This window comes from Pseudoalteromonas sp. CnMc7-15, assembly GCF_022347925.1.
GTDB classification, from domain to species: domain Bacteria; phylum Pseudomonadota; class Gammaproteobacteria; order Enterobacterales; family Alteromonadaceae; genus Pseudoalteromonas; species Pseudoalteromonas ruthenica.
This window is the reverse complement of the sequence record NZ_JAKRFT010000004.1, coordinates 174,402-198,919: the sequence shown is the minus strand read 5'-3', so window position 1 is coordinate 198,919 and position 24,518 is coordinate 174,402. Positions and strand designations below refer to the sequence as shown.

22 protein-coding genes and 1 tRNA gene are annotated in these 24,518 nt (G+C 47.8%); 21 read left to right on the top strand and 2 right to left on the bottom strand.

The window, feature by feature from the left end; genetic code table 11:
• The first annotated feature begins 42 nt into the window (after positions 1–42).
• The 20 genes from folP to MHM95_RS11245 all read left to right on the top strand — a co-directional run bounded on the left by folP (position 43) and on the right by MHM95_RS11245 (position 21,055).
• The gene (gene folP / locus MHM95_RS11340) at positions 43–891 is read left to right on the top strand and encodes a dihydropteroate synthase (RefSeq protein ID WP_239385309.1); all 849 of its coding nucleotides are present in this window, start codon (positions 43–45) and stop codon (positions 889–891) included.
• Between the two features lie 8 nt (positions 892–899).
• Entirely contained in the window at positions 900–2,243 is a 1,344-nt protein-coding gene (gene glmM, locus MHM95_RS11335) for a phosphoglucosamine mutase (protein ID WP_022945703.1), read from the top strand.
• Positions 2,244–2,323: 80 nt separating this feature from the next.
• The gene (tpiA, locus tag MHM95_RS11330; RefSeq protein WP_022945702.1) at positions 2,324–3,067 is read left to right on the top strand and encodes a triose-phosphate isomerase; all 744 of its coding nucleotides are present in this window, start codon (positions 2,324–2,326) and stop codon (positions 3,065–3,067) included.
• 6 nt (positions 3,068–3,073) lie between these two features.
• Complete coding sequence (secG, locus tag MHM95_RS11325; RefSeq protein ID WP_022945701.1) at positions 3,074–3,427, top strand: preprotein translocase subunit SecG; 354 nt, start codon at positions 3,074–3,076, stop codon at positions 3,425–3,427.
• Positions 3,428–3,435: 8 nt separating this feature from the next.
• Positions 3,436–3,521: transfer RNA gene (locus tag MHM95_RS11320), tRNA-Leu, on the top strand.
• A gap of 442 nt (positions 3,522–3,963) precedes the next feature.
• Complete coding sequence (gene rimP, locus MHM95_RS11315; RefSeq protein ID WP_022945699.1) at positions 3,964–4,419, top strand: ribosome maturation factor RimP; 456 nt, start codon at positions 3,964–3,966, stop codon at positions 4,417–4,419.
• Between the two features lie 39 nt (positions 4,420–4,458).
• Complete coding sequence (gene nusA / locus MHM95_RS11310) at positions 4,459–5,958, top strand: transcription termination factor NusA (protein ID WP_022945698.1); 1,500 nt, start codon at positions 4,459–4,461, stop codon at positions 5,956–5,958.
• Positions 5,959–5,983: 25 nt separating this feature from the next.
• Positions 5,984–8,653, top strand: a complete 2,670-nt coding sequence (gene infB / locus MHM95_RS11305; RefSeq protein ID WP_022945697.1) for a translation initiation factor IF-2 — start codon at positions 5,984–5,986, stop codon at positions 8,651–8,653.
• Positions 8,654–8,731: 78 nt separating this feature from the next.
• The gene (gene rbfA / locus MHM95_RS11300; protein ID WP_022945696.1) at positions 8,732–9,121 is read left to right on the top strand and encodes a 30S ribosome-binding factor RbfA; all 390 of its coding nucleotides are present in this window, start codon (positions 8,732–8,734) and stop codon (positions 9,119–9,121) included.
• 5 nt (positions 9,122–9,126) lie between these two features.
• On the top strand, positions 9,127–10,062 hold the full coding sequence (gene truB / locus MHM95_RS11295) for a tRNA pseudouridine(55) synthase TruB (protein WP_239385308.1): 936 nt from the start codon (positions 9,127–9,129) through the stop codon (positions 10,060–10,062).
• A 128-nt stretch (positions 10,063–10,190) separates the two neighbouring features.
• A complete protein-coding gene (gene rpsO / locus MHM95_RS11290) occupies positions 10,191–10,460 on the top strand; it encodes a 30S ribosomal protein S15 (protein ID WP_026111212.1) in 270 nt (89 codons plus the stop codon).
• A gap of 264 nt (positions 10,461–10,724) precedes the next feature.
• Positions 10,725–12,854 carry a polyribonucleotide nucleotidyltransferase gene (gene pnp, locus MHM95_RS11285; RefSeq protein WP_022945694.1) on the top strand — a complete coding sequence of 710 codons (2,130 nt, stop codon included), beginning with the start codon at positions 10,725–10,727 and terminating at the stop codon, positions 12,852–12,854.
• An 88-nt stretch (positions 12,855–12,942) separates the two neighbouring features.
• A complete protein-coding gene (nlpI, locus tag MHM95_RS11280; protein WP_022945693.1) occupies positions 12,943–13,821 on the top strand; it encodes a lipoprotein NlpI in 879 nt (292 codons plus the stop codon).
• A complete protein-coding gene (locus MHM95_RS11275) occupies positions 13,811–15,025 on the top strand; it encodes a hypothetical protein (protein ID WP_239385307.1) in 1,215 nt (404 codons plus the stop codon). Before nlpI ends, MHM95_RS11275 begins: the two co-directional genes overlap by 11 nt.
• 234 nt (positions 15,026–15,259) lie before the next feature.
• The gene (locus tag MHM95_RS11270) at positions 15,260–18,052 is read left to right on the top strand and encodes a monovalent cation/H+ antiporter subunit A (RefSeq protein WP_022945691.1); all 2,793 of its coding nucleotides are present in this window, start codon (positions 15,260–15,262) and stop codon (positions 18,050–18,052) included.
• Complete coding sequence (locus MHM95_RS11265) at positions 18,052–18,390, top strand: Na+/H+ antiporter subunit C (RefSeq protein WP_022945690.1); 339 nt, start codon at positions 18,052–18,054, stop codon at positions 18,388–18,390. The genes MHM95_RS11270 and MHM95_RS11265 overlap by 1 nt, the downstream gene beginning before the upstream one ends.
• Positions 18,391–19,917 (top strand): monovalent cation/H+ antiporter subunit D, encoded by a 1,527-nt coding sequence (locus MHM95_RS11260; RefSeq protein WP_022945689.1) that lies wholly within the window; start codon positions 18,391–18,393, stop codon positions 19,915–19,917.
• Positions 19,918–20,454 carry a Na+/H+ antiporter subunit E gene (locus tag MHM95_RS11255; protein ID WP_022945688.1) on the top strand — a complete coding sequence of 179 codons (537 nt, stop codon included), beginning with the start codon at positions 19,918–19,920 and terminating at the stop codon, positions 20,452–20,454.
• Positions 20,448–20,717 (top strand): K+/H+ antiporter subunit F, encoded by a 270-nt coding sequence (locus MHM95_RS11250; protein WP_022945687.1) that lies wholly within the window; start codon positions 20,448–20,450, stop codon positions 20,715–20,717. Before MHM95_RS11255 ends, MHM95_RS11250 begins: the two co-directional genes overlap by 7 nt.
• Before the next feature lie 8 nt (positions 20,718–20,725).
• Complete coding sequence (locus MHM95_RS11245) at positions 20,726–21,055, top strand: Na+/H+ antiporter subunit G (protein WP_022945686.1); 330 nt, start codon at positions 20,726–20,728, stop codon at positions 21,053–21,055.
• A 69-nt stretch (positions 21,056–21,124) separates the two neighbouring features.
• Here MHM95_RS11245 and MHM95_RS11240 read toward each other — a convergent pair whose 3' ends face one another.
• Positions 21,125–21,529: a phosphate ABC transporter substrate-binding protein gene (locus tag MHM95_RS11240; protein ID WP_022945685.1), complete on the bottom strand. Its 405-nt coding sequence runs from the start codon at positions 21,527–21,529 to the stop codon at positions 21,125–21,127.
• A 15-nt stretch (positions 21,530–21,544) separates the two neighbouring features.
• Complete coding sequence (locus MHM95_RS11235; protein ID WP_022945684.1) at positions 21,545–22,624, bottom strand: porin; 1,080 nt, start codon at positions 22,622–22,624, stop codon at positions 21,545–21,547.
• A gap of 226 nt (positions 22,625–22,850) precedes the next feature.
• On the opposite strand from MHM95_RS11235, the gene MHM95_RS11230 reads away from it, so the two are divergent.
• Positions 22,851–24,476: a HAMP domain-containing methyl-accepting chemotaxis protein gene (locus MHM95_RS11230; protein ID WP_045978155.1), complete on the top strand. Its 1,626-nt coding sequence runs from the start codon at positions 22,851–22,853 to the stop codon at positions 24,474–24,476.
• The last annotated feature ends 42 nt before the right edge of the window (positions 24,477–24,518 follow it).

Here is a 24,518-nt window from a genome sequence, read left to right as displayed (position 1 = left end):
GATTAACCGGTACTTGGAAGACCTTCATAGACAGAGTAAGTAATGACAAGGTTAACACTTCCTCGAGATCGTTATTTGGATCTCAGTACTCCCCAAGTCATGGGGATTTTAAATGTCACGCCGGACTCCTTCTCCGATGGCGGCCAACACAATACCCTAGACAACGCTGTCAACCGTGCCCTAACGATGTTAGATCAAGGCGCCACTATTATTGATGTGGGCGGCGAGTCAACACGCCCAGGCGCAGACGATGTCGCTGAACAAGAAGAGTTGCAGCGGGTGGTCCCCGTAATCAATGCCATTCGCGAGCGCAGTGATTGCGTCATCTCCATTGATACCAGTAAGGCCGGCGTGATGACAGCGGCGGTTCAGGCCGGTGCAGATATCATCAACGATGTGCGCGCGCTGCAAGAACCTGGGGCACTCAGCGCAGCAGCCAGCGCTCAGGTTCCTGTGTGCATTATGCACATGCGCGGGCAACCACGCTCTATGCAAAATGCCCCTGATTACATTGATGTCACCAAAGAGGTGGGCACGTTTTTACATGAGCGAGCGCGGCAATGTATCGAAGCTGGGATAAGTAAAACGAACATTATTATCGACCCCGGCTTTGGCTTTGGTAAATCACTGCAACATAACTATCAACTGTTGAGTGAGCTTGAGCAACTACAGCGACTAGGATACCCAGTACTCACTGGTCTATCGCGCAAATCAATGTTCGGAAAATTATTAAATCGAGATGCAGATCAGCGTCTCAGCGCAAGCTTAGCTGGCGCATTAATCTGTATGCAAAAGGGCGCGCGCATTGTGCGCGTGCATGATGTGCAAGAAACAACGGATATTGTAAAGGTTTTCCAAGCCACCCAGGCCCCTTTGCAAGTACAAGATTAGGAGAAAACATGAGTACAACACGTAAATATTTTGGCACCGATGGCGTGCGAGGTCAGGTTGGTGAATACCCGATAACGCCAGAATTTGCTCTTAAGCTAGGTTGGGCGGCTGGTAAGGTTCTATCCAAAACAGGAACAAGGAAGGTTATTATCGGGAAAGACACCCGCATTTCCGGTTACTTACTTGAGACCTCTTTAGAGGCCGGGCTTATCGCAGCGGGCATTGATGTTGTCTTACTTGGTCCAATGCCAACGCCAGCGGTTGCTTATTTAACGCAAACCTTTAGAGCGGAAGCGGGCATTGTGATAAGTGCTTCACACAACCCTTATCACGATAACGGTATTAAGTTTTTTTCCAGCGATGGCCTTAAATTAGCCGACGATATTGAACTTGAAATAGAAGCCATGCTCGACAGTGATATGACCTGTGTGCCTTCTGAAAAGCTGGGTAAAGCGCGACGTCTGGTAAGTGCAGATGGCCGCTATATTGAGTTCTGTAAAGGTCAGTTTCCGCAAGGGCATTCTTTGGAAGGGCTTAAAATTGTCCTCGATTGTGCCAATGGCGCAACCTATCACATTGCGCCCGCCGTTATGCAAGAGCTGGGTGCTGAGGTGATCCCTTATGCCTGTCAGCCTAATGGCTTGAACATAAATGCTGAGTGTGGCGCCACTGATGTATCCGCACTGAAACGCAAAGTGCTTGAAGAGCAGGCCGATGTAGGGATTGCTTATGACGGTGACGGCGATCGAGTGATGATGGTCGACCACAAAGGGCAAGTGTTTGATGGCGATGATATCGTTTACATCATTGCCAGCGCGCTGCACCATCAAGGAGAGCTTGGTGGTGGCGTGGTAGGCACGGTGATGTCCAACATGGGTCTTGAAAATGCCCTTAAAGAGAAAGGAATAGACTTTGCTCGCTCGAAAGTGGGTGACCGTTATGTGATGGAACTATTAAAGCAAAAAGGCTGGAAAATCGGCGGTGAAAGTTCAGGGCATGTGCTGAACTTGGATTTAATCAGCACTGGCGACGGTATTATTTCCAGCTTGCAAGTACTTGCCGCTATGGTCACGACGAACAAAACATTGCGCGATTTAGGGCAAGGATTTGTTAAATACCCGATGAATATGATTAACGTGCGCTATGCCCCTGGTAGTGATCCAACACAAGCACCCACTGTGCAACAGGTTGTCGCCGAGGTTGAACAGGAGCTCGCCGGTAAAGGGCGGGTGCTGCTACGTAAATCGGGTACCGAGCCGGTGGTTCGGGTGATGGTTGAAGCCGAGCATGAAAAACAAGTGCTGGATTTGAGTAGTAAAATAGCGCAAGTTGTTGAAAGTGTGAGCAGTTAAACAAGTTTGCATAAATAACTACTTGTAAGTTGAAATGACTCGGGGTACTATCTCGTCCGCTTTCAGACATGGAGTAAAACATGGCATCACGTAAGCCTTTAGTGGCTGGTAATTGGAAGTTAAATGGTTCTCAAACATTGCTCAATGAAATGGCTAATGTTTTAGAAGATATTAATGGCCAAGAAGTCGATGTGGCACTGTTTGTTCCTGCCTTATTAGCAGCAGAAGCTGTAAAATTGGGTTTGCAAACGGGTGTGCAGACTGTGTCTGAATATGAAGCGGGCGCTTACACCGGGGAGACCCAAGCGGCGCTGGCTAAGCAGCTAGGTGTCACTTACACCTTAGTTGGGCACTCTGAGCGTCGCCATGTTTTTGGTGAGTCTGACGAAGACGTAGCAAATAAATTTGCTATGGCGCAACAGCAGGGCCTTATCCCTGTGCTGTGTGTCGGAGAGACCGAGCAGCAACGTGAACAGGGTGAAACAGAATCAGTGATTAGTGCTCAAATTGAGGCGGTAATCCAAAAATTAGGTGTGGCTGCATTATCACAATCTGTGATAGCATACGAGCCGGTTTGGGCTATAGGCACAGGTAAAACTGCATCGCCACAGCAAGCTCAAGACATACACCAGTTTATTCGTGATAAAATTGCCCAGCAAGATCAGGGTCTATCACAAGGCTTACGCATATTGTATGGCGGCAGCGTAAACGAAAAGAATAGTGAAGAGTTATTTGCACAACAAGATATAGACGGCGGCCTTATCGGCGGTGCAAGTCTAAAAACAGGCGCTTTTGTCAGCATCTGTGAAAGTGCAAAAGGATAATATTAAATGTACGAAATTCTATTAGTAATTTATTTAATTGTTGCAATTGCACTGGTTGGTTTCGTGCTAATTCAACAAGGTAAAGGCGCTGATATGGGGTCTTCATTTGGTGCAGGTGCATCGGCAACCGTTTTTGGTTCGTCAGGTGCTGGTAACTTTATGACTAAGACAACCACAGTATTAGCAACTATCTTCTTTGTGCTAAGCATCGTGCTGGGTAACCTAACTGCGGGTCAAATTAAAAAGACCGACGAGTGGGAAAACCTAGAATCAGCACCTGCTGCACAGACGGTGACTGAAGATGCATCTGATGTACCAGTAGAAGAGCCTAAGAGCACGAATCCAGACGTGCCAAACTAAAAAATTAAGCCGTGGTGGTGGAATTGGTAGACACGCCATCTTGAGGGGGTGGTGAGCTATGCTCGTGCGGGTTCAAGTCCCGCCCACGGCACCAAATTAAAAAAGCCAAGCAGATGCTTGGCTTTTTTATTGTAAAGGCCTTGTTAATACTGGCCTTTAGTCATGCTAGGTGGTTGCTAAATATAAACCTTACCTCTATAATAGTCGCCACGAATGAGGTGATGCAGCCGTATCTCTCATGCAGCAGATTTTCAAACAAGGTTCTCTTTACGTTGGCTTTGTTTTATTTGATGTTCGCGCATTCTTAGTAATGCGCGTTTTGCGTTTAGCCAAGGCAACTTTGCTAAACTTTGCAGCGGTTTTTATCGTGCAGATATAGCCCGCAGCCAAGCTTGGCCCTAGGCCGCTCAGAAGATCAGGAGATCTTCGTACTACGAATATCTCCGGTGTGACGCCCCGCTTGGTTCGGGGCGTTGTTGTATCTGTACTTGAAAAATGGGGCTTAAGCCCTTTTTTTGTTTCTATGGAGGAGTTTCGTGACAAAGCTCGAGCAAACATTAACTGACATGTTAACACCGGCAGTTGAAGCCTTAGACTTCGAGCTACTGGGGCTTGAATTTATTCAAGCGGGTCGCCATTCCACATTACGTGTGTATATCGACCATCCAGATGGCATTACTGTGGATAATTGTGCAGATGTAAGTCGACAGGTGAGCGCGATTCTCGATGTAGAAGACCCCATTACCAACGAATACGACTTGGAAGTGTCATCGCCAGGCGTTGATCGTCCACTGTTCAAACCAGAACATTACCAACAAGCAGTGGGTGAAGAAGTACGCTTGCGTACCAAGCTTCCACAAGATGGTCGCCGTAATTTTAAGGGCGACTTAGTAGCAGTTAATGGTGATATGGTCACTATCAACGTTGATAATCAAGAGTTTATGTTGATGATCAGCAACGTTGAGCGTGCCAATATCATCGCCAAATTTTAATTTCAGTGCGAAAGGAATAGGGCAAGCGAGGCAATACCTATGGCAAAAGAAATCCTATTGGTGGCGGAAGCCGTTTCCAATGAAAAAGCGGTCCCCAAAGAGAAAATTTTTGAAGCATTAGAGTTCGCACTAGCGACCGCAACAAAGAAAAAACATGACGGTGATATCGATGTGCGTGTATCTATCGACCGCAAAACCGGTGAATACGATACGTTCCGTCGTTGGCAGGTGGCTGAGGCGCTAGAAGATGGCAGCCTAGAACACCCATACCGCGAGATCACCCTCGAAGCGGCGCAGGTAGAAGAGCCTGAAATCCAGCTTGGTGATTTTGTTGAAGAACAGATTGAATCTATTAAGTTTGACCGTATTACCACGCAAATGGCGAAGCAAGTTATCGTCCAAAAAGTGCGTGAAGCAGAACGCGCTTTAGTGGTTGAAGCGTATAAAGATCAAGAAGGTGAGTTAGTTACTGGCGTGGTGAAAAAAGCCAGCCGCGACGCCATCGTGCTTGATTTAGGCAACAATGCCGAAGCTGTCATTTATCGTGAAGATATGTTACCGCGCGAAAACTTCCGCCCAGGTGACCGTGTTCGTGGTTTACTCTATGCAGTGCGCCCCGAAGCGCGCGGCGCGCAATTGTTCGTCACTCGCTCTAAACCTGAGATGCTGATGGAACTATTCCGCATTGAGGTGCCAGAGATTGGCGAAGAAATGATTGAGCTACGCTCTGCAGCGCGTGACCCAGGTTCACGTGCCAAAATCGCAGTAAAATCGAATGACAAGCGCATTGACCCTGTGGGTGCCTGTGTAGGTATGCGAGGAGCGCGTGTGCAAGCTGTCTCTACGGAGCTTGGCGGCGAGCGCGTTGACATCGTGTTATACGATGATAACCCAGCGCAATTCGTTATTAATGCGATGGCACCTGCTGAGGTCGCATCCATTGTTATGGACGAAGATTCGCGCTCAATGGATATTGCTGTTGAGGCTGATAACCTGGCACAAGCCATTGGTCGTAACGGACAAAACGTACGTTTAGCGAGCCAACTTACAGGTTGGGAACTGAACGTGATGACGGTTGAAGATATGGAATCTAAAAACCGTGAAGAATCAGACAAACTTATCAACCTATTCACTGAAGGGTTGGATATTGATGACGACTTCGCTGAATTATTAATCGGCGAGGGCTTCTCAACGCTTGAAGAAGTGGCCTATGTGCCTACTAGCGAGTTCCTAGAAATTGATGGTCTTGATGAAGAGACTGTTGAAGAGCTACGTAACCGCGCTAAAGATGCATTAACAACGAAAGCGTTGAAAGACGAAGAATCGCTAGAAGGTGCTGAGCCAGCTGAAGACTTATTGAATCTTGAAGGACTTGATCGCCACCTTGCCTTTGTCATGGCAAGTAAAGGGGTGATTACTTTAGAAGATTTAGCTGAGCAAGGCATTGATGAACTAGTTGAAATTACCGAGCTTTCCGAGCAGGAAGCGGGCGACCTGATTATGGCCGCGCGTAACGTTTGCTGGTTCGGTGACGAGTAATTTATTAACGGAGGTAACAAAGAATATGGCAGAAGTAAGTGTAGCAAAACTGGCCGAGGACATTGGTACAACTGTTGATAAATTGCTCCAGCAATTAGACAGTGCCGGTATTAAAAAAGGCGCTGACGACCATGTCTCTGAGTCAGAAAAAGCACAACTACTCGATCACTTGTCGAAGCAACACGGCGGTGCGGGTTCAACTGGCCCCGAGCGCATGACCCTGCAGCGTAAGAAGAAAAGTACGCTCAGCGTGACAGGTTCAACGGGTAAGGCGAAAGCCGTACAAGTAGAAGTGCGCAAAAAGCGCACCTACGTGAAAAAGAGCGCGCTAGAGGAGCAGCAGGAGCAAGCTCGTTTAGAAGCAGAGGAGCAAGCGCGTAAAGAGGCCGAGGCACAGGCCAAAGAAGAAGCAGAGCGTAAGGCCAAAGAAGAAGCCGAACGCAAAGCAAAAGAAGAGGCTGAACGCAAAGCGAAACAAGAAGCAGAGCGTAAGGCTAAAGAAGAAGCGAAGCGTAAAGCTGAAGCACAGCGCAAAGACAGTCATGATTCTGCAAAGGACGAGGAGCAAACTCAGAAAGAACGTGAAGAAGCTGAGCGCTTACAGAAAGAAGCAGAAGAGGCAGCATTGAAGAAAGCCGAAGAAGAAGCGAAACGTCAAGCCGAAGAAGCCCGCCGTCTAGCGGAAGAAAACGAAGCGCGTTGGAAGAAAGAAGAAGAGGAACGTAAGCGCCGCGAGGAAACAGCGGACCATCACCTCACAACCTCGACCTATGCCCGTGAAGCAGAGGACGAATCAGACGCGCGCGAAGAGAAAAGTGCACGTCGTAAAAAGAAAAAGCCAAAGGGTAAAACCGAGGCTCCAGCTAAGCTTAAAGGCAAGAAAGGTAAGCTGAAAGCGCCTACGTCTTTACAGCATGGCTTTAAAAAGCCGGTAGCGGATAAAAAAGCTGAAGTACGCATTGGTGAAACCATCACCGTTGCTGAGTTAGCATCACGTATGGCGGTGAAAGGCGCTGAAGTGGTGAAAACCATGATGAAGATGGGTGACATGGTAACCATTAACCAAGTTATCGATCAGGAAACAGCACAACTGGTGGCCGAAGAAATGGGTCACAAAGTAGTGATCACCAAAGAAAACGAGCTTGAAGAGCGCGTATTAAGCGATCGCTCTGAAGGCGGTCAGGCTGAATCGCGTGCACCGGTTGTAACTGTAATGGGTCACGTTGACCATGGTAAAACCTCGACGCTTGATTACATCCGTAAAGCCAAAGTGGCATCGGGTGAGGCTGGCGGTATTACCCAGCACATTGGTGCTTACCACGTTGACACCGACAACGGCATGATCACCTTCCTAGATACACCAGGACACGCGGCCTTTACTTCAATGCGTGCACGGGGTGCAAAAGCAACGGATATCGTTATCCTTGTTGTTGCTGCCGACGATGGTGTAATGCCGCAAACCAAAGAAGCAGTACAGCACGCTAAAGCAGCAGAAGTACCGTTGATTGTTGCGGTGAACAAAATCGATAAAGAAGGCGCGGACCCAGATCGCGTTAAGAATGAACTTGCAGCGTTAGATGTTATCCCAGAAGAATGGGGCGGAGAAACGCAGTTCGTTCATATCTCAGCGAAAACTGGTGAAGGTGTTGATGAGCTTCTTGAAGCTGTCTTGATGCAGTCAGAAATCCTTGAACTGACCGCTATTCCTGAAGGCATGGCCTCGGGTGTGGTGATTGAATCACGTCTAGATAAGGGCCGTGGTCCAGTGGCAACCGTTCTTGTTCAAGAAGGTATGCTTAAGCAAGGCGATATCGTTCTTTGTGGTCTTGAATATGGCCGTGTTCGTGCAATGCGCGATGAGAATGGTAAAGAAATCAAAGAAGCGGGCCCGTCAATTCCAGTCGAGATTTTAGGTCTCTCTGGTGTGCCTGCAGCTGGTGACGAAGCCACTGTGGTACGCGATGAGCGTAAAGCGCGTGAAGTAGCGCTTTATCGTCAAGGCAAATTCCGCGAAGTGAAGCTTGCTCGTCAGCAAAAAGCGAAACTGGAAAACATGTTTAGCAATATGTCTGAAGGTGACGTGAGCGAAGTGAACATTGTCCTTAAGGCCGACGTTCAAGGTTCTATCGAAGCGATTGCCGATTCACTGACTAAGCTTTCTACTGAAGAAGTTAAAGTGAAAATCGTGGGTAGCGGTGTTGGTGGTATCACCGAGACTGATGCATCACTTGCCGCCGCATCAAATGCGATTGTCGTTGGCTTCAACGTTCGTGCCGACGCTTCTGCACGTAAAGTGATTGAAAGCGAAAGCATTGACCTGCGTTACTACAGCGTTATCTATGACCTGATTGAGGAAGTGAAGCAAGCCATGACCGGTATGCTACAGCCTGAATTCAAGCAGGAAATCATTGGTCTTGCCGAAGTACGTGATGTATTTAAGGCACCGAAGATTGGCTCTGTCGCTGGTTGTATGGTAACCGAAGGTGTGGTTAAACGTTCTAACCCAATTCGCGTTCTTCGTGATAACGTCGTTATCTATGAAGGTGAGCTTGAGTCGCTACGTCGATTCAGAGATGACGTTCAAGAAGTTCGTAACGGTATGGAATGTGGTATCGGCGTTAAGAACTATAATGACGTTAAGGTCGGTGACCAAATTGAGGTATTCGAAGTCGTTGAAGTACAACGCTCGCTGTAAACCTCACAGTTAGTCATAAAAAGTATGGGGGCCTTGTGCCCCCATTTGTGCATTGTGTAATCAATAGAAGTGGTGGAAATGAGAGAATTTTCTCGCACAGAGCGCGTAGCGCAGCAAATCCAAAAAGAAATCGCGGTGATCATCCAGCGCGAAGTGAAAGACCCGCGTTTAGGCATGGTGACCGTGTCTGCGGTGGAAGTATCCCGTGATTTGTCCTACGCCAAAATTTTTGTCACCGTCTTTAACCAAGATGACGACACTAAAGCGAAACAAAGCATGCGTATTTTGAATGATGCCAGCGGCTACATTCGCTCCTTATTAGGCAAGCGTATTCGTGCTCGCATTATCCCTGAGTTGCGTTTCGTGATTGATAACTCGCTGCTCGAGGGGATGCGTATTTCTAACTTGGTCGACACCGTAATGCGTGAAGATCAGGATAAGCGCAACAACAGCGACGAAGAAGAGTAAGCGCGATGGCCAGACGGACAAAAGGCCGCCCGGTCGATGGCGTACTATTGGTTAATAAGCCGCAAGGGATCTCCAGTAACCGTGCGTTACAACAAGCAAAAGGTATTTTCTTTGCGCAAAAGGCGGGCCACACCGGCGCGTTAGACCCTCTTGCTACGGGGATGTTACCGGTGTGCTTCGGTGAAGCGACCAAGTTTTCACAGTTTTTACTCGACACCGACAAAACCTATGTGGTTCGGGCTAAACTAGGCGAGCGCACGACCACCTCTGACGCCGATGGTGAAATTGTGCAAACCCGAGCAGTGGATGTCTGTGAAGCGGATTTACGTGAACAGGTTGCCAGCTTTATTGGGGAGTCGGATCAGTATCCGTCGATGTACTCGGCACTGAAATACCAAGGCCAACCCCTGTATAAATATGCCCGTGAAGGCATTGAAGTACCGCGTAAATGCCGCCGTATTCATGTCTACAGTTTGACCTTAGATGAGTTCGACAGCGAGCGCAACGAGATACAAATGACCGCGCACGTATCCAAAGGCACTTATATACGTACGATTGTTGATGACTTAGGTGAGCTACTGGGATGTGGTGCCCATGTGATTATGCTTCACCGTTCTAAAGTAGGTCACTATCCGGCAGAAAAAATGGTGACGTTAGAGACGTTGCAGCAGCTACTCGATGATGCCAAAGCCAAAGACATCGCCCCAGCAGAGGTACTCGACCCCTTGCTGTTGCCGATGGATACTGCAGTGCAAGATTTACCAAGCATCGAGCTTGACGAACAACAAGCCACTGCCTTTGCCCACGGGCAAACTGTGGTTGTCGGCGAGCAGGTTGCGCCGGTATGTGCGGTGCGCTGCAAAACACGCTTTCTAGGCGTTGGTGAGCGTAACCAACACGGCCACTTAAAGGCCAAACGTGCTGTGGCAATTACCAGCTAGGGAAGCGGCGCACCCTATAAAGCGCTTGTAGTTCTCGCGTAAATTGTTAAAATAGCGCGCTCATTTGGTGGGGCTGGATTAGTGATCGGCTCTTACCGTATTAAAACACTCATTTTTTGGAGTTATTTATGTCACTAAGCAACCAAGAAAAAGCAGATATCATCGCAAAATTCGCACGCGCTGAAGGCGACACAGGTTCACCTGAAGTACAAGTAGCTTTGCTAACTCACGATATCAACAAGCTTCAAGGCCACTTTGCTAACCACAAGCAAGACAACCACTCACGTCGTGGTCTACTGCGTAAAGTAAGCCAACGCCGTAACTTGCTTAACTACCTAAAAGGTAAAAGCATCGAGCGTTACACTGCACTAATTCAAGAACTTGGCCTACGTCGCTAATTCTTTGAAATCAGTTTACAAAAAGGGGCTATCTAGCCCCTTTTTTTGTGTGCTTTTGGCGAGTATACTAGGCCCTGTCTAAGTCGGTAGGGCAATGTATGGCCGTCGGCTAAGATGGCACCATATTGCCAATTGTAGTAAATAAAGGCATTCCAGCGTGAGTGTGGTTATTTACTGTAATTGGTAAGGTGCTTGAGAAAACCAAACTTTAGTCTGCTTAGTACGATTAAGTAGGGCTAAATGCAACTTAAAGGAAATAATTAAGTGCAACCAATTATTAAAGAATTTCAATACGGTGAACACACTGTAACGCTAGAAACGGGTGCTATTGCACGTCAAGCAGACGGTGCCGTACTTGCTAGCATTGGCGATACCTCGGTACTCGTGACTGTGGTTGGTAAGCGTGAAGCAAACCCAGGTCAAGACTTCTTTCCTCTGACTGTTAACTACATTGAAAAAATGTACGCAGCGGGTCGTATCCCTGGTGGTTTCTTGAAGCGTGAAGGTCGTCCATCAGACGGCGAGACACTGATCGCGCGCTTGATTGACCGTCCAATCCGTCCACTGTTCCCTGATGGCTTCGTAAACGAAGTGCAAGTTATCGCAACCGTTGTGTCAGTAGACCCTGAAATTCAACCAGATATCGTAGCGCTGATTGGTACTTCAGCGGCGCTTGCGCTTTCGGGTATTCCATTCAATGGTCCAATCGGTGCGTCTCGTGTAGGCTTTATCGACGGTCAATATGTCCTTAACCCAACACTTACTGAGCTAAACGAAAGTAAGCTAGACCTTGTTGTTGCTGGTACTGACAATGCGGTACTGATGGTTGAGTCGGAAGCTGAAACATTGCCAGAAGACGTGATGCTAGGCGCCGTTGTTTACGGTCATGAGCAGTCACAAGCCATTATTACTGCAATTAACGAATTTGCTAGCGAAGCAGGCAAGCCTGTATGGGATTGGACCGCACCAGCGAAAGACGAGTCGCTAGCGGAAAAAGTGGCTGCCATCGCGGAAGCGAAAATTGGTGAAGCGTATCACATCACTGACAAGGTAGCGCGTAAAGATGCGCTAAGCGCAGCGAAAGCACAAGTAATCGAGAAGCTAAGCGCTGAGCTGGGTGAAGACGAAAGCTTAGATGAGCAAGAAGTATCGGGTGTATTCGGTTCACTTGAGAAGAAAATTGTACGTGGTCGCATCATTGCCGGTGAAAAACGTATTGATGGCCGTACTCCTGAGATGATCCGTGCCCTAGATGTTAAAACCGGTGTGCTTGCACGTACGCACGGTAGTGCTATCTTCACCCGTGGTGAAACTCAGGCACTTGTTACTGCAACGCTGGGTACAGAACGTGACGCACAGATGATTGATGCCATTACGGGTACCTCAACTAACCGCTTCATGTTGCACTACAACTTCCCTCCATTCTGTGTAGGCGAAACAGGCTTTGTAGGCTCACCTAAGCGTCGTGAAATTGGTCATGGTAACCTTGCTAAGCGTGGTATTGCGGCTGTTCTTCCTACGCTTGAAGAATTCCCTTACTCAATCCGTGTGGTATCAGAGATCACTGAATCGAACGGTTCATCTTCAATGGCCTCGGTATGTGGTACTTCGCTGGCGCTGATGAATGCCGGTGTACCAACTAAGGCATCTGTAGCGGGTATTGCTATGGGTCTTGTTAAAGAAGGCGACAACTTTGTTGTTCTTTCTGACATCTTAGGTGACGAAGACCACCTAGGCGACATGGACTTTAAAGTAGCCGGTACTTCTGAAGGTATCACTGCGCTGCAAATGGATATCAAGATTGAAGGTATCACTAAAGAAATCATGCAAATTGCGCTTAACCAAGCACAAGCTGCCCGTTTGCATATTCTTGGCGTGATGGATGAAGCCATCTCTTCACCAGCGGCTGAGCTTTCAGATTACGCACCACGCATTTACACGGTGAACATTCCACCGAAGAAAATTGCTGACGTAATTGGTAAAGGCGGTGCGACAATCCGTGCGTTAACTGAAGAAACTGGCACTACTATCGAAATCGATGATGACGGTACGGTTAAGATCGCTGCCACCGATGGCGAAAGCGCACGCGCTGCAATCGCTCGCGTAGAGCAGTTAACTGCAGAGCTTGAAGTAGGCACTATCTACGAAGGTAAAGTAGTTCGTATCGTAGACTTCGGTGCGTTTGTTAATGTATTGCCAGGCAAAGATGGTTTAGTACACATTTCACAAATCAGCGAAGAGCGTGTGAATAACGTGACTGATCACCTTAGCGTTGGTCAAGAAGTTAAAGTTAAGGTACTAGAAGTAGACCGCCAAGGCCGCGTTCGCTTGAGTATCAAAGAAGCGCAAGAAAAACCAGCTGCAAACGCAGAAGAGTCAAAAAGCGCTGAATAAGCATTAATCTGATGTAAAAGGGGGCTGTTTAGCCCCCTTTTTTGTGGTTTAATGAAAATCTATAGCCGTTGAATATAGGTGCAGGACGTTGAGAAAACCCATTTCGCTCATTATTGCAGGCGCACTAGCCGCTGTGTTGGCTGGTTGCCAATCCACTTCCCAAGAGCCTCAGTATTTAGTTGCAGTGCCATTTACAGCGCCTCTGCCCAGTGATTTTCGCAGCGAAATTGCCATTGCTCGTTATACCGAGCTCATTGAGCAAGCTGAACTTCCTAATGAGCAACAAGCGCAGCTTTATTATGACCGAGGCGTACTGTTTGATAGCTTAGGGCTTAGTACCTTGGCGCGCATTGACTTTAACCGCGCGGTAAAACTCAAGCCTGATTTAGCCGAGGTCTATAACTTTTTAGGCATTCATCACACCCTAATGCAGCAATACGGCAAAGCTTACGAAATGTTCGACTCGGTGTTGGAGCTTAACGCTGAGCATGAATATGCATACTTAAACCGAGGCATCGCTCTTTATTATGGGGAGCGCCCTAAACTGGCCAGTGACGACTTACAAGCCTTTTTAGATTTTGCACCGGACGATCCCTACCGTGTGCTATGGCTTTATTTAGCGCAAAGTGCCAACGACGCTCAACAAGCAAAAGCCAATTTAGCTAAGATGGCGCAGGCGTTAGACCCACAGAATTGGGCCTATCAGTTGGTCGCTTATTACAATGGCGATATTGATGAAAAGGCTCTGTTAAACACCTTGAGCGAGGGCGTCGAGTCGCACCAAGAGTATGCTGAGCGATTGTGTGAGGCGTATTTCTATATCGCCAAGCGTCACCAAGCTGAAGGCAATACAGCCTTGGCCAGTGACTACTTTAAATTGGCGTTATCGACTAATGTGTACGAGTTTGTTGAATATAAGTACGCCCGTTTGGAGCTGAGCTTAATGGCAGGCGAGGGTGCGCACTAGTGTAATTATACTGCTGGCACTACTACTTTGTGCCAGCAGCAGTTTCTCCCCTCATTTAGCTTCCCATCTAGCGGCAAACTCTGCCAGTTACCTTGGTTATTGGCATCGCTATCAGCCACACAGTATCGATTATCAATCACTTAATCAGGCACAGCTGCGAGTGTTGGCAGGGCAGAGTGTGGCGCCAGCGCAACTGGCCCTAGCCGTCAAGTTACTCAATGACCACCGTATAGAGGATGCTACGCCGTATTGGCAGGCGGCGTTATCACATCAAAACGACACCCAAGCTGTGCAGTGGCAGCAACTTACCAAGCGGCTACTCCTTAATAAGCAATGGCACTCGCTCACGACCATCTCACAACACCGTGCGCTTAGTGAAGAGGTTGCTCAGCCTCTACTGATGCACCAAGGTGTGCCGCCAAGTCGAATTACCACTGACTATGCGCTGTATCATGATTTTGAAGTGCGCTTAGGAGCAATTGAGGCACGCCAATGTGATTACAATATTTTATTATTGGCAGATCACGCGCAAGGCATCGAGAGGTTAAAACAATTGCGTGAACGATACCTCGCAAAAGCAGAGCCACAATCGGGACTGATGTGTTTATCTAAGCCTGTTTATATGGGTAGTCAGCTTGCTTGCACGTCGAGTCGGGGGGAGTATGCGCGCTGCAATTGGCAGCCTTTGGCAGAGCAGCCATCACGACTGCCCCCGGGGTTTGACTTCATTGTTATGATGACCAAGCAGGGGCGCGCCAATGTCCAAGCAGGAGTCATGCAATTAAGCACAGAGGCACCTTATCATGTGTTTTTACACGAACTCATGCACTTTGCCGGGTTCACGGACGAATATCCGGGGCCTAAAGCACAACAACACGCATGCACAGACAAAGGGCAAATCTATGCTAACCTTTATGTCGATGATACAAGGCCTTCTGGTTGGTATAAAAGCGATTTTTGCAACAATGGGCGTGGCTATAAACCCACTGAGCAAATCAGCATTATGCAACACTCAGAGGTTGGCTTATCGCCTTTGTATCGTCGCCTTTGGGTAAAACAATTGCGCCAACACAGCGATGAATTACTGCGCTATCACGATTACTTTCATCGCCTAAGTGCGCTACCAATCTGGCTACAACGCCACCCACTTGCTACACATGGAGCAGGTGAAGGCCGTACAACTATTGACCAAGCTAACAACTAGATTTGTAAGCAAGGTTAGTGAGGTGTTAATCTCAGCCCAAGTTTTAGGCGAATAGCCGCATCTAGGCTAGACAAAGAGTGAGCACAACAGTATAACTGACTAATTATTAATGTTTAATTGGCGCTATACTAACCCTAGTTGAGGAACTTAGCACACGGAAGCAAACCCGATGCTGGAGTTGATTATAAGAAGGTTGTTTGAAGGTTCAGCGACCATAATAAAGGTTCACAAACTATGACTTTGCTGTGGATACCCCTGTTATCCCTTATAGGCAGTTTACTTGCGAGTTTTACTGGTAAATTATCGCGCAATCAAAGTGCGATTATCACCGCAATAATGCCCATTTTAGGCTTAGCCCTAGTACTGAGTTTAGCCCCCGATGTGCTGGCGGGTGAGACCCTCTATTCCAGCCTACCCTGGATACCTGAATTAGGCGTGAACTTGTCTTTCCGTCTGGACGGGTTAGCCCTGCTATTTTGCTTACTGATCCTGTGTATCGGTTTGCTGGTTATTCTTTATGCTCGCTATTACCTTAGTGAGAATGACTCCATGCCTAAGCTTTATGCCTACTTAATGCTGTTTATGACAGCCATGCTAGGCATTGTCACGGCGAATAATATTATTCAAATGTGGTTCTTCTGGGAGCTCACCAGTATTAGCTCATTTTTATTGATCAGCTACTGGTCCCATAAACCTGAAGCACGTAAAGGCGCACGTATGGCATTGGCTATTACCGGCGCTGGCGGTCTGGCCCTGTTGGCGGGCTTAGTGCTCATCGGCCAGTTAGTGGGCAGCTACGAGCTTGACGTTATTCTACAAAGTGCCGAGGTGATCAAGTCATCGTCTTGGTATCCGGTTATTTTGGTGTTGGTGTTGCTAGGGGCGTTCACCAAATCTGCGCAGTTTCCCTTTCACTTTTGGTTGCCGCATGCGATGGCGGCACCTACGCCAGTCAGCGCCTACTTACATTCGGCAACGATGGTTAAAGCCGGAATTTTCCTGTTAGCCCGCTTTTATCCCGCACTGGCAGGCACCGAGCTATGGTTCATTATTGTTGGCGTAACCGGCCTGACAACCTTGTTAGTCGGTGCTTACATCGCTTTATTCAAACACGATTTGAAGGGCTTGTTGGCATACTCGACCATCAGTCATTTGGGCCTTATTACCTTGCTCCTAGGCCTGGATACGCAGCTGGCGACAGTTGCGGCGATTTTCCACATTATTAATCATGCTATTTTTAAAGCATCACTGTTTATGGCCACCGGGATTATCGATCATGAAACCGGCACCCGAGATATGCGTAAACTAAACGGTATGTGGCGCTATATGCCCTATACTGCGACCTTAGCGATGGTGGCGGCGGCGTCCATGGCCGGTGTGCCGCTTCTGAACGGCTTCTTATCAAAAGAGATGTTCTTTGCTGAGACCTTACACCAGCAAATGCTGGGGTCTATGTCATGGTTAATTCCAGTGTTGGCGACGGTAGCCGGGGCGTTGTCAGTGGCTTATTCGGCGCGTTTTATTCACGATGTATTTTTCAATGGTGAGCCCAAAGACCTACCAAAGGATCCCCATGAAGCGCCGCGTTATATGCGCGTGCCCATTGAAGTGTTGGTTGCGATGTGTGTGCTCGTCGGTTTGTTCCCAGCCTTTGTAGTGGACCCTATTTTATCGGTCGCTTCCAATGCAGTTTTAGCCGGTGATGCACCGGATTACAAACTGGCTATTTGGCACGGTTTCAACCTACCGCTATTTATGAGTGCGGTAGCAGTAGCCGGTGGTTTGTTTATCTATTCTCAACGCAAATATTTATTCCAGTTCCAAGCCTCGCTACCCAGTGTTAATGCAAAAAGGGCATTCGACGCCGGTATCCAACAGGTGATGACGTGGTCACGTGAGCAAGTTCTGCGTATAGAGAATGGCTCTTTGCAGCGCTATGTCTTTATTTTATTGCTCTCGGCACTGGTTCTTGCCGGTCTGCCATTATTTGAAATGCATACGCTGGCTGGGTCTAAAGGCCTGAGCGATATTGATGCTCATAATGCCATTGGCGCAGCCTTACTCATGATTGGCGCGCTTGCCACCTTGGTATGGCACCGCTCGCGTATGGTGGCCCTCATCATGATTTCGGTGGTGGGGTTGATGACCTCAGTGGCCTTCAGTCGTTTTTCTGCGCCTGACTTGGCGCTCACTCAGCTTACTGTGGAAGTAGTCACGGTGATGCTATTGATGTTAGCGCTATTTTTCTTACCGCAACGTACGCCAAAGGAATCAAGCTCAATTCGAATCTTGCGAGATTTAGGGATCAGTAGTGCCATTGGTATCGTTATCGGCAGTATTTGTTATGCGGTGCTCACACGCCCCCACGAGAGCATCTCGCAATTCTTTGTTGCCAATGCCAAAACCGGTGGCGGCGGTACCAACGTTGTAAACGTTATTCTCGTAGACTTCCGTGGCTTTGATACTCTTGGTGAAATTACTGTACTGGGTATCGCAGCGTTGGGTATCTACAAGTTATTACTTAATCTGCCACTGTTTATGCCGGCATCAGACAGTGAAGGGCGCCCTTGGGCTCGCGAACGTCACCCGCTATTGCTGGCGAGTATCTCGCAAAGTTTGCTGCCGCTGGCCATTATGGTGTCCGTGTATATTTTCTTGCGTGGTCACAACTTACCGGGTGGTGGCTTCATCGCCGGCTTGGTCACTTCTATCGCCTTTATCTTGCAGTACATGGCCAATGGTTCGAATTGGATACGTGCGCGCATGGATATCAATTACCGCAAGGTGATTGCCTCCGGGTTAGCCATTGCCACACTGACAGGCATGGGAAGCTGGCTGTTTGGGCGTAACTTCCTAACTAGCTGGTTTGATTATTTTGATATTCCGTTGGTGGGCAAAACTGAGCTTGCCAGCGCAATGATTTTCGACCTAGGGGTCTATCTCACTGTGGTAGGTGCCACTTTGATGATTTTGGCAAGCCTAGGTAAATTGACAGCAGAAACACCGAAAGAAAAGGTCAACCTCTAATGGAACTCTTATATGCAAGCTGTGTAGGTCTATTAGTGGCCTGCGGAGTGTATCTTATTTTACGAGCGCGCACTTTCCCAGTGGTGCTCGGGCTTACCATGCTCTCTTACGCGGTGAACCTATTTTTGTTCTCCTCAGGGCGTCTACAAATCAATAAGGCGCCGGTGTTGGGTCAGTCTGCAGGGTATGCCGATCCGCTACCCCAAGCGTTAGTATTGACCGCCATAGTGATTGGTTTTGCGATGACCGCGTTTGTGGTGATCTTGGCTATTCGTGGTCGCGCGGATTTAGGTAATGACCACGTGGATGGTCAACCACGCTCGAAAAAGGGGTCATAGTTGATGCAGCATTTGATCACTTTACCTATCCTACTGCCTTTACTTGCGGGGATCATTTTACTGCTCCCGCCTTGTGGTAAAAACCTCATTATTCGCCGCTGGACGGCGATGTTTATGGCACTGCTTACGTTAATAGCGAGCACGGTGTTATTGCAGCAACTGCTGCAAGGCGGCCCGATTGTGTATGCTATTGGTACTTGGCAGCCACCCTTTGGTATCGTTTTATACGCCGATCCGTTGGCGGTGCTACTGACTATCCTAACAAGCTTCCTAACCTTGGTTACCACCATTTACGCCAGTCGCGGTGATGACAAAAAAGGCAGCTTCTATCATCCCCTTACACACTTCTTGCTTATGGGTGTGAATGGTGCCTTCTTAACCGGGGATTTATTTAACCTGTTCGTCTTTTTTGAAGTGCTACTGATTGCTTCCTATGCATTGCTAATGCATAAAACGGATAAACAGACCACCAAAGCCGCGCTTCACTACGTGGTGCTTAACTTGGTGGGCTCGAGTATCTTCCTCATTGCCTTAGGGATTCTTTATGGGGTACTCGGTACGCTGAATATGGCGGATCTAGCCACTAAAGTAGCTCAGCTACAGGGCGATGATATTTACTTGGCTAAAATAGGTGGTTTGTTGCTGCTTATTGTCTTCGCTCTAAAGGCCGCCTTATTGCCATTACATTTGTGGTTAGCGGCAACTTATAGCCGTGCAATGCCTGCGGTAGCAGCGCAATTTGCGGTTATGACCAAGGTTGGTATTTACGCCATGATGCGCGTGTTTACTATGATCTTCGGTGATAATGCCGGCGAGCTCAGCGGTATGGCCACCACTTGGTTATGGCCTCTAGCGCTGGTCACCTTAGTGGTTGGGGCTGTTGGCGTTTTAGCTTCGGAAGATTTACGTCGGCTAACGGCAAATTTAGTCATTGTTTCGGTGGGCACCTTAGTGGCTATGGTGGCTCTGAATAATGAGCAGGCCACAGCTGTGGCAATCTATTATTTATTGCACTCAACAGTAGGCTGTGCGGCAATGTTCTTAGTCGCGGACTTGATTGGCTTACAGCGTGGTAAAGTGCAAGATAGGCTGGTGAATAGCCGCAGTGTTGCCGAGCCTAAGCTACTCGGTATCTGCTTTGTGCTGTGCGCCATTGCCTTGGCCGGTTTGCCACCACTTTCTGGCTTTATCGCTAAATTATGGTTACTGGATGCGGCTTGGGAAAGCAAAGTTGCCTGGGTGTTCTGGCCCATATACCTGATTGTCAGTTTGGCAACCCTTGTGGCTTTGTCGCGAGCTGGAACGAGCCTATTTTGGCATGACAACCCACAGCAAGATGAACAATTTGAAGATGCCGTATACGCTGGCAAACGCCGAAGCTTCGCGGTGCTATTGATGCTTGCAGTGCCAGTATTAATGACAGTGTTCGCTGCACCACTGACCGAAGTGAGCCAGCATGCAGCAGCAACATTGCATAATACTCAAGTCGCAGTTGATACTGTTTTTGCGTTGGCTAAGGGGCAATAAATGCGTTTACAAGCAAAATATAAGTGGTTACCCACCCCGTTTCGCACCATATTATTGTTTGCGGTTTGGCTGTTGCTTAACAACAGCGTATCGCCGGGCCATTTAATTTTAGGGGCGGTACTGGCTATTGTTATTCCGTTGTCTATCGCGCCATTTCGCAAGCCTCAGCCGTTAATATTGCGCCCCGGCTTGGCATTTAAGCAGCTGCTTATCGTGCTGTGGGACATTATCACTGCGAATGTTGAAGTAGCGATAAAAATACTGGGGCCAAGCAAGCGTTTGCGTCCTGGGTTTATTAAAGTGCCGTTAGATTTGAAACATGATTTACCTATCACCATGCTTGCGAGCACTGTGTCATTAACTCCCGGCACGGTCAGTGCTGAGGTGTATCCGATTCCAGAGTCTCTGCCACAAGGACAAGAGCCTGAACAACGCTTCTTGCTGATCCATGTGCTTGATATGGGAGACGAACAGGAGCTGATTAACTCCATTAAAAGCCGTTACGAAGCGCCGTTGAAGGAGATTTTTCAATGTTAGAACATGTTTTACTTATCGTGTTTGCGATGATTGGCGTGTCACTGGTGCTCAATTTGTGGCGCTTAATTGTCGGCCCTTCTATCCCAGATCGTATCTTGGCACTCGATACTATGTACATTAATACCATCGCGTTGATTATTTTGTATGGTATCGGTATGCAAACACAGATTTACTTTGAAGCTGCGCTGCTTATTGCCATGCTTGGTTTTGTCAGCACTGTCGCAGTATGTAAATATTTACTACGTGGCGATATCATTGAGTAGGAGAGGGTATGTTTGAGTGGATAATTGCCGCGTTCTTACTTGCAGGCGGCGCGTTTATTTTAATTGGTTCTATTGGTCTGGTAAAAATGCCGGATTTCTTTATGCGTTTACATGGCCCAACGAAGGCCACCACCTTAGGGATGGCATCGCTACTTATTGCCGCCAATGTTTACTTTAGTGTTACCAACGGTGAAGTAAACATCAAAGAGATTCTTATTTCTATATTTTTGCTGATCACCGCCCCCATCACAGGTTATATGCTTATCAAATCGGCTATTCACCACGATTTAAAAGCGCGAGAAGATACCAAAGGGTTGGATAAAATAGAAGACGACTAAGTAACAATATGAGCAATGAAAACGGGGCGAAAAACGCCCCGTTGTTATATCTACCGCTTAGAATATTCGTTAGAAAGTGGTGACCACTTTAACAGCATCTGTGACGCTGCCAGCATCAACAAAGCCGATGGTATCGGGGTTTGAGCTGACTAACTGAATCACTTCAGCATCGTTATCCACCTCTTTAGGCGGTGTGCCCTTTCCTGTAAACACGAGCTTTGACCAATAAGCCTTGAGTTGTCCTGAGGACTTATTCAGTGCTTTTTGGTTAAATTCATCGGCGGTGGCTCCGCTGGCTTGGCTAATGGGAATTGCTTTATTGCCATTGGAGAACGATTTCTCTTTGCCAATAAAGATACGCTCCACCGTGTCTTTATTGATATCACTGCCATTACTGGGGTGAACGATAACGGCCACATCAGCCAGAGCGACTGATGAGCTCAATAGCGTGAACAAAAATGCGATCTTATACATAATTGTGCTCCTCATTTAGAATACCGCGTCAACACCGATGGTGATCGACTCACTGTCACCCGCAACCGCTAAGTCAAAAGAATCATCTTCAACTTTATCGAATTGCACTTTAAATGCAGCGGACGGGTGGAAGTCCCACCTTACACCCACCGATGTGGTGTTGTGCTGCTCGGTATCGCCATCGCCTTCTTGATCAAATTCAGAGTAACTCACATAGGGTGTGATGCCATCAAAGCGATAGCCCGCGCTGACCATGTAGGTATCGAGGTTGCCATCGAGATCGAGGCGGTTAAGCTCTGTTAATACAAAGGCGTCGCCAAAGTCGAGGTTCAAGGCGAGACCATAGAACTTACCGTCGCGTTCGGTATCCCCATCTTCCCAAACAACGATATTGCCACTGCGATAACGCTCATTGGTATAACGCATGTGTGTAGCCCGTATTTCAAACCAGTCGTTACTCGCTTGAATTACGCCGCCAATGATATCTTTCCATATTTCTCTGGTTGGCTCTTGGAAGAAAAATTCGCTGAGCAGCTTGTTGCTCTCATCGTCTTCACGGCCGCCATAAATATTACCGCTGATGGACCAGTCGCCAACATAGCCGTTGTATAGCAAGTTAAGGCCGTTGTAATTGAATATTTGCCAAGTGTAATTGTCGGCGGGGGGGCGCATCCAAACATAGGCATAGCCAACATCATAGAAATCCGAGTAGTAGAATAGCGGTAGGCGTTTCTTACCTCCTTGCAAAGTCCAATTCTCATTGAGCTCATAAGACAAGTAGGCCCACTCGAACTCAGCGTCAAAATCATTAGCACCGCGAGCCACTATTTGCCCTGTTGCGCTAAGACCATCCATCAAGTCGGCGCTCACTTGAAGGCCGAATAGCGACTCGGGTTCGAAAGATATTTCATCGGTGTAAGCACTAACAATGGGGTAGTCGGCTAAGAAAGTCGGCTCTACACCATATTGTGGAACACCATCACCACTGAGCACTTTACCAGCATTTATGCTGACAAAGCCCGATACGTTGACATCCGCAAAACTTTGCGAGCTGAACGACAACGCCACTGCAATTAACGATAGTTTGAGTTTCATACCTGTTTCCTAAGTTGTGTGCTTAGTGCTCCTTGAGTATAGACAAATATAAGGTTTGTAAATTTTTTGTTGTATATTCAGCAGGCAACCACCGCCGTGGCGTTTTTTGCATGAACCAATAAAAATGAGAGAAAAAGCAAAAAAAGTTAGAATTTTCTTAAATTTGGTTAACACTTAGAGGTAGCTGGCCGATACCTAATAAGCATTACTTTCTGAGGTGTACACTATGAATACGGGTTTCTCGTTCGCAAACCTAAGCATTACTAAAAAAATCCACGCGATTACTTGCGTTGCGGTGGTGGCTTTTGTGGTGATTGTGTTAGTCAACTATTCCGCCATGAGCTCAAATCAGCAGTCACTCAACGAGCTTGAGACTTCCACCTACAACTTGCTCAACATCACCGCAGAAAATGCCACTGCGCTGAACAGCGTTGATGAGCTTTATACCCAGGCAGTTACCTTTGGTGATGCAGAGTTGCTGGATAAAGCCGAAGAAGTCTATCAAACCATCACGGATAATTTAGAAAAGCTAAATAACATCCAAAGCGGTTTTATGCCTGCGAACACCACTAAGCGGCTACAAGATTATAAAAACATAGCCGCTAGCATCGCCAAGGGGATGATCGATGGCACGGCGGACTTTAGTAAAATTCAACAAAACGCAAAGCAGAAAACCGACATTTTCAATTCCCTCACGACTGACTTTAACAACGCCGAAGAGCGTGCCAATGCGCGCTTTTTACAGCTGATAAACGAAACTGAAAGCCGCTCAGGCACGGCAATGACAACCATGTTAATTGTCGCTGTGGTCTCTGTGATTTTTGTGGTGCTACTTGCGGTGGTGATCGCCCGAGGTATAGGTAACTCGGCAAAAGATGCCGCGCAAAATTTGCATTTGTTGGCACAGGGGCAGGGGTCGTTGTCGACCACGCTCAATGTGCGTTCTCATGATGAAATTGGCCAAGTCTCCATCAATTTTAATGAGTTTATAGCTCTGCTAAAAAAAGCGGTGGTTGAAGTGATGAATGTGGTTGAACCGCTGATGGAGAATTCTACACGCTTGGTGCAAGGCATGGAAAAAGCAGAGTCTGCGACCAACCAGCAAACCAGTGATGCAGAAATTGTCCGCCAGTCGATGGAAGAGATGCGCCAGAGTGTGGGCGATATTTCTCATTCTGCTTCGCAAGCATCCGACGCAGCGCAACTTGCCGAGCAAGAGGTGGCACAGAGCAAAGACCAAATCCGCGTATCCGTGAGTGAATCACAAACCTTGAGTGAGGAAATCAATCGCGCCGCAGGCACTATTAACAAGTTGGCGGATGATACTCAAAACGTGACCCAGATTCTCAATGTGATTACCTCAATTGCAGAGCAAACTAACTTATTGGCATTGAACGCAGCAATCGAGGCCGCTCGTGCTGGCGAGCAAGGTCGAGGCTTTGCGGTGGTCGCCGATGAGGTTCGAGAGCTGGCCTCACGTACCGCCAAATCCACCAATGAAATTCGCGAATTGCTTACCGTGTTAACTGAAGCAGCCAATGATGCCGTTAAAGCAATGACCTCAGCACGGGATATGGCCAGTAATAATGCTCAAGCCGCCGAGCAAACAGGGCAATCGATTGAGCAAATCTCCGAACAGATTTTATCTATTAACACCATGAATGGGCAAATTGCCGCCGCCACCGAGGAGCAGACCTCAGTGGCCACTATGGTCGTTGATAATGTCACCTCAATGCACCGCTCCTTTGAAGATACGATGCAAGCGCTCAGTGAAGTGCGCGATGTCGCTAAAAACCTACACTATCTATCTGACAACCTGTTGGACGCCACTGCCAAATTTAAAGTGGAATAAGTGAATAAAGAGTGAGTAAGGGCGCTACTAAATGGCGCCCTT